This window comes from Kordia sp. (assembly GCF_045105435.1).
Classification (GTDB): domain Bacteria; phylum Bacteroidota; class Bacteroidia; order Flavobacteriales; family Flavobacteriaceae; genus Kordia.
Genome location: NZ_JBGCDL010000238.1, coordinates 1 through 5,844, shown reverse-complemented (window position 1 = coordinate 5,844; position 5,844 = coordinate 1). Strand labels below are relative to the sequence as shown.

At 34.1% G+C, this 5,844-nt stretch carries 7 protein-coding genes; 5 read left to right on the top strand and 2 right to left on the bottom strand.

From position 1 onward, the window contains the following. Positions 1-875, top strand: an 875-nt coding sequence (locus AB8B65_RS12235; protein ID WP_405301323.1) for a DUF5777 family beta-barrel protein, incomplete at its 5' end; no start/stop codon positions are given. Between the two features lie 90 nt (positions 876-965). Here the strand turns inward: AB8B65_RS12235 and AB8B65_RS12230 are convergent. Next, positions 966-1,214: a hypothetical protein gene (locus AB8B65_RS12230; RefSeq protein ID WP_405301322.1), complete on the bottom strand. Its 249-nt coding sequence runs from the start codon at positions 1,212-1,214 to the stop codon at positions 966-968. Positions 1,215-1,379: 165 nt separating this feature from the next. After that, positions 1,380-1,685: a hypothetical protein gene (locus AB8B65_RS12225; RefSeq protein ID WP_405301321.1), complete on the bottom strand. Its 306-nt coding sequence runs from the start codon at positions 1,683-1,685 to the stop codon at positions 1,380-1,382. 755 nt (positions 1,686-2,440) lie between these two features. Here AB8B65_RS12225 and prfA point away from each other — a divergent pair. The 4 genes from prfA (at position 2,441) to AB8B65_RS12205 (ending at position 5,686) form a co-directional block, all read left to right on the top strand. Then, the gene (gene prfA, locus AB8B65_RS12220; RefSeq protein ID WP_405301320.1) at positions 2,441-3,514 is read left to right on the top strand and encodes a peptide chain release factor 1; all 1,074 of its coding nucleotides are present in this window, start codon (positions 2,441-2,443) and stop codon (positions 3,512-3,514) included. Positions 3,515-3,658: 144 nt separating this feature from the next. Next, on the top strand, positions 3,659-4,000 hold the full coding sequence (locus tag AB8B65_RS12215; protein ID WP_405301319.1) for a four helix bundle protein: 342 nt from the start codon (positions 3,659-3,661) through the stop codon (positions 3,998-4,000). Positions 4,001-4,038: 38 nt separating this feature from the next. Beyond that, positions 4,039-4,854 carry an orotidine-5'-phosphate decarboxylase gene (gene pyrF, locus AB8B65_RS12210; RefSeq protein ID WP_405301318.1) on the top strand — a complete coding sequence of 272 codons (816 nt, stop codon included), beginning with the start codon at positions 4,039-4,041 and terminating at the stop codon, positions 4,852-4,854. Between the two features lie 40 nt (positions 4,855-4,894). Further along, positions 4,895-5,686, top strand: a complete 792-nt coding sequence (locus AB8B65_RS12205; RefSeq protein ID WP_405301317.1) for an ABC transporter substrate-binding protein — start codon at positions 4,895-4,897, stop codon at positions 5,684-5,686. The last annotated feature ends 158 nt before the right edge of the window (positions 5,687-5,844 follow it).

The window sequence follows — 5,844 nt, the reverse complement described above, 5'->3', positions numbered from 1 at the left end:
ATCATTCTCAAAAAATAACACAAATGAAACACTATTATATATTAGCAATATGTTGTTTATTCAGCATAGGAATGCATGCACAAGATGATTTATTAGACGAATTAGAAGACGATGCAATTCCAGAAAAATTTGAATCACCTGCGTTCAAAGCCATGAAAATTGGAAACTTACAATCGACTAAAGTAGCGGCAAAAGGAGATTTTTATATGTATGTATCGCATCGATTTGGAACTTTAGATGATGGATTGTCTACATTTTTCGGATTTGACAATGCAAATACAAAAATTCAATTGGTATACGGACTTTTTGAAGGTTGGCAATTTGGAGTAAGTAGAGAATCATTGCGACAAACGTATGCACTTTCTACAAAAATGAAACTAAAAAGTCAAACAGATGCTTTTCCTGTAAATCTTGTAGGATACGCTACTGCAAACATAAACACGCAAGTGCGAAAAGATCGTTTTCCTTTCTTAACATTTGCAGATCGTTTAAGTTATACGACTCAATTATTAATTTCACGTAGATTCAACAATAACTTTTCGTTTGAACTAGCACCATCATACATACGTCAAAACTTAACCTTAGAAGCGCCTCAAAAGCATGATCAATTTGCTATGGGTGCAGGTGGACGTTTAAAAATAAGCAAGCGTATGTCTATCAATTTAGATTACGTTTATAACTTTAGTAGAGTAGATGGTACCGCGTTCAAAAACCCGTTAACCATTGGTGTTGATATTGAAACAGGAGGACACGTATTTCAATTACTATTCTCTAATGCACAATCAACTAACGAACCAGGATTTCTTAGTTATGCAGAAGGAGACTGGACTGATGGAGATATTTTCTTCGGATTCAACATTGTACGTGTATTCTAAAAAGTAATAATAAATCTTAGCATTTAACCTATGAAAAAAGGCTTTCAAAATAACTTTGAGAGCCTTTTTTATATAATACATCCAAGCCTTCTAGCAAACTGCAACGGTTGCACAAACTACTGATTCGCAAACTACTGATTGACAAATTACTGACTGACAAGGGAATGATATACATCCTGTAGTGGGACATGCATCTGTTGGATTTTTACAGTCAGAAGTTACATCACAAATAGCTGTGGCACATACAAATGAACCTCCTGTAATTTGATTAGCAGAAAAATTTGAGACTTTTGACTTAGAAAGTTGTAATTTTTTAAGTGATACTTTTTGTTTTTTCATTGTAATAAATTTAAGTTGATACTACTCAAAAATATCAAATCCCAATCGCTAAATAAAGAAACAAAAGCAATACTGTGTAAATGGTATCAAAATGAAAATAACTGGTATAAAAAAAGCTCTCAAATACATGAGAGCCTTTCCTAATTGTTGTTTAAAAGCTAATTTTTAGTAGCACTGATATCCGTTACAAGCACTATACAACGCAGTTTGTCCGCATCCGTATAAAGTTCCTGGAGGTGGGCATCCATTTGTCGGTGGTGGTGGGCATCCAACAGTTTGTGCAGGCGGGCATCCATCAGTTATACCTCCACAGCCTAGTTCTGTAGGAAAACATGGCTCTGCTGTTCCTGTCCAAGAAATAAATCCTCCTGTCCATCCACTAGTTCCTCCAGTTAAATTTTCAGATTCTAATGAAGCTACTCTTGATTTTTTTAATGCTAATTGTTTTAAATTAATCTGCTTTTTTTTCATGATTATTTAGGTTTATGGTTAATATGCTAAAATAACAAGAAGTGATAAGTTTTTTTGAGGGCAATTCCGTAATAAAAGTAAGTGCTATAAATGTAATTGTCTTAAAACAGAGGCTATCTAAAAGGTCATAATTTCGTTAAACCGAACTTGATTCGGTTTCGCATAATAATTGAAAATCAACTTTATGAGATTCTGGATCAAGTCCAGAATGACGACTTTTGAAACTTTTCAGACTGCCTTTTTGTTTTTAATACGCTATATAGTAGGTGCTTAATAGTAATAAGCATCTAGAGGACATACAGCATTTGTTGCATTACATCCAAATGCAGTTTCACAATTAAAATCAGAGAAAGAACATGGCGCTGCAGTTCCTGTCCAAGATATAAAACCTCCTGTTACACCATTTGATTCTAACGATGCTACTCTAGACTTTTTTAAAGCCAGTTGCTTTAAATTTACGTTCTATTTTTTATAATTATTAGATTTTGGTTAATACCTAAAAGTGTTGGTAATCAATAAGAAATACCAATGGGGAAGTCCCTAATAAAAGCAATATAAGCAAAAGAAAGTACGCAAAAAATACCTTAAACAAACTAATTTAAGTGATAACACAATGGTGTAATTTTTAAAGTGAAATAATGCTATTGAAATTGAAAGAAAATTAAGATATTGCCATCACTGTTTTAGAACTATGATAGAAAACTATAAACAATCAATAAAAATTGTAAATTTGCAAACCTGAAAAGAGAAGTTCCATGTTAGAAAAGTTACAAATAGTAAAGCAACGTTTTGATGAGGTGAATGATTTAATTATTCAACCAGATATCATTGCAGACCAAAAAAGATACGTACAGCTCAATAAAGAATACAAAGATCTTAAAACACTTGTTGAAAAACGAGATGTGTATAAAGAGATTGTAGACAACATTGCCGAAGCCGAAGAAATCATTTCTGACGGAAGTGATGCCGAAATGGTAGAAATGGCAAAAATGCAATTGGATGAAGCAAAAGAAGCTTTACCATTGTTAGAAGAAGAAATAAAACTTTTATTAATTCCAAAAGATCCTGAAGACAGTAAAAATGTCGTAGTAGAATTACGTGCCGGAACTGGTGGAGACGAAGCCAGTATTTTTGCAGGTGATTTACATCGTATGTATACAAAATACTGTGAAAGTCGCGGTTGGAAAGTAAGTATCGTAGATTACAGTGAAGGAACTTCGGGCGGATTTAAAGAAATGATCTTTGAAGTTTCGGGTGAAGATGTATACGGAACTATGAAGTTTGAAGCCGGTGTGCATCGTGTACAACGTGTACCACAAACTGAAACACAAGGTCGTGTGCATACAAGTGCCGCTACCGTAATGGTATTGCCAGAAGCCGAAGAATTTGATGTAGAATTAGACATGAACGATGTGCGTATAGAACGTACAACTTCTACAGGACCTGGAGGACAATCGGTAAATACAACGTATTCTGCAATTCGTTTGCATCACGGACCATCTGGATTGGTGGTAAGTTGTCAAGATCAAAAATCATCACACAAAAACTTAGAAAAAGCCTTAAAAGTATTGCGTTCTCGTTTATACGATAAAGAATTGGAGAAAAAACTAGCAGCAGATTCTGCACGTCGTAAGAGTATGGTTTCTTCTGGAGATAGAAGTGCAAAAATTAGAACCTACAATTATCCGCAAGGACGTGTTACCGATCACAGAATTGGATTGACATTATACGATTTATCAAATATTATCAATGGAGACATTCAAAAAATATTAGACGAATTAATGTTAGTTGAAAACACAGAGAAGTTGAAAGAATCTAGTGAATTTTAATGTGATTTAGGTCTTGGGTCTTGGGTCTTGGGTCTTGGGTTTTTGGTCTTGGGTCTTAAACTGAAAGTATTGATAAAATTAAATTTGTAGATAATACCCTCGAAATGCTCTTATATATAGATTATTATGAGAAATTTTCGAAAATTGAATATATGGAATGATTCCATTGATTTAGTAGCAATTGTTTATGAATTGATTGGCAAACTTCCTAACTCAGAAAAGTTAGGTTTGTACTCGAAACTTTCAAGAGCTGTTGTATCTATACCTTCCAATATAGCGGAAGGCTGTGCTAAAGATTCACAAAAAGATTTTGCTCGTTTTTTAAAAATCAGCTTGGGTTCATCTTATGAATTAGAAACACAACTTATAATATGTGAAAGACTTTCCTATATTTCTACTCACGATAGTGAAATAGTTATAAGTAAGGTAAATAGATTACAAAAAAGTATCAATGCTTTGATTAATTATACTAAAACGCAATATTAGAACCAAACACCAAATACCAAATACCAAACACCCAAAAAATGACCACAACACAACTAATTGTAGAAATACACAAAAAGAAATCGTTTTTATGTATCGGATTGGATGTAGATTTACAAAAAATTCCGAAATTCCTATTAGAGACTGACGATCCAATTTTTGAATTTAACAAAGCAATCATTGATGCCACACATCATTTGGCAGTTGCCTACAAACCAAATACCGCGTTTTATGAAGCGTACGGAATTAAAGGTTGGCAAGCGCTCGAAAAAACGATTCAGTACCTAAATACAAATCATCCTGAAATTTTTACAATTGCCGATGCAAAACGTGGCGATATCGGAAATACATCAAGCATGTATGCGAAAGCGTTCTTTGAAGATTTAGCGTTCGATTCGGTAACTGTCGCACCATACATGGGAAAAGACTCCGTAGAACCTTTTTTAGCTTTTAAGGGAAAGCACACTATTTTATTGGCATTAACTTCAAACAAAGGTGCGTTCGATTTTCAAACGAAAACCATTGACAATAAAGAAGTATACAAACATGTACTAGAAACGTCTAAAACGTGGGAAAACAGTGAGAATTTAATGTATGTTGTAGGCGCAACCAAAGCTTCATTCTTAGGAGAAATTCGCGAAATAATACCAGAAAGTTTCCTACTAGTTCCTGGAGTTGGTGCGCAAGGCGGAAACTTGCAAGAGGTTTGCAAATACGGAATGACAGAAAATGTTGGTTTGCTCATCAATTCTTCTCGTGGAATCATCTATGCGTCAAACGAAGCCGATTTTGCTTCCGCCGCAGCGAAAAAAGCAGCAGCATTACAAGTGCAAATGGCAGAAATTTTGACGAAATAATAACCTTTCGTCATTCTGAACTTGATTCAGAATCTCATATATGAAAGTTACAGATCAATTACATAGAACGTTCACACTAGAAAATACGCCAAAACGAATTATTTCGTTAGTGCCTTCGCAAACCGAATTGTTATACGATTTAGGTTTGGAAGATCGCATTGTGGGAATTACAAAATTCTGTGTACATCCGTATCACCTAAAAAGTACGAAAACGGTTGTAGGCGGCACAAAAAACATCAAACTTGAAAAAATAAAAGAACTGCAACCCGATCTTATTTTGTGTAATAAAGAAGAAAACACAAAAGAGATCGTAGAAACGCTCGAAAAATTATTTCCAGTGCATGTTTCTGATGTGAAAACTATTGACGAATCTATGGAAATGATTACGCAATATGGCGTTATGATGAAATGCAACACAGAAGCATCAAAAATTAATAACAAGATTCAATTTCATTTAAAGGACTTTCAAGAATTTGTAAAAGACATTCCAGTGCGAAAAGTTGCATATTTTATCTGGCGAAAGCCTTGGATGGCAGCTGGGAAAGATACATTTATCAATTACTTATTGACTTTGTGTAAATTTGAAAATATCTACGAATCGCACGGAAGATATCCAGAAGTAGCAATTAAAAAAATACGTTTGGAAGGCGATCCAGATATTGTCATGTTATCTTCGGAGCCATATCCGTTTAAAGAAGAACATGCGTTTGAATTGGGACGTTTTACACATCACGCAAAAACAGTTTTCGTAGATGGCGAATATTTTAGTTGGTATGGTTCGCGACTTGCGAAAGCTTTTGAGTATTTCAAAACACTTCACAAAAACTTATAAAAAGAAAAATCGGATCCGACGACCCGATTTTATTTTTTAACTAACCCAAAAAACGTTGTATTTAGCTTAATACAACAGTACAAATATAGGTCGAAAATGTGTTTCTATATGTTAAGAGAATATTAGAAATTGATTAAAAAATGTTAATAATTGTGAAA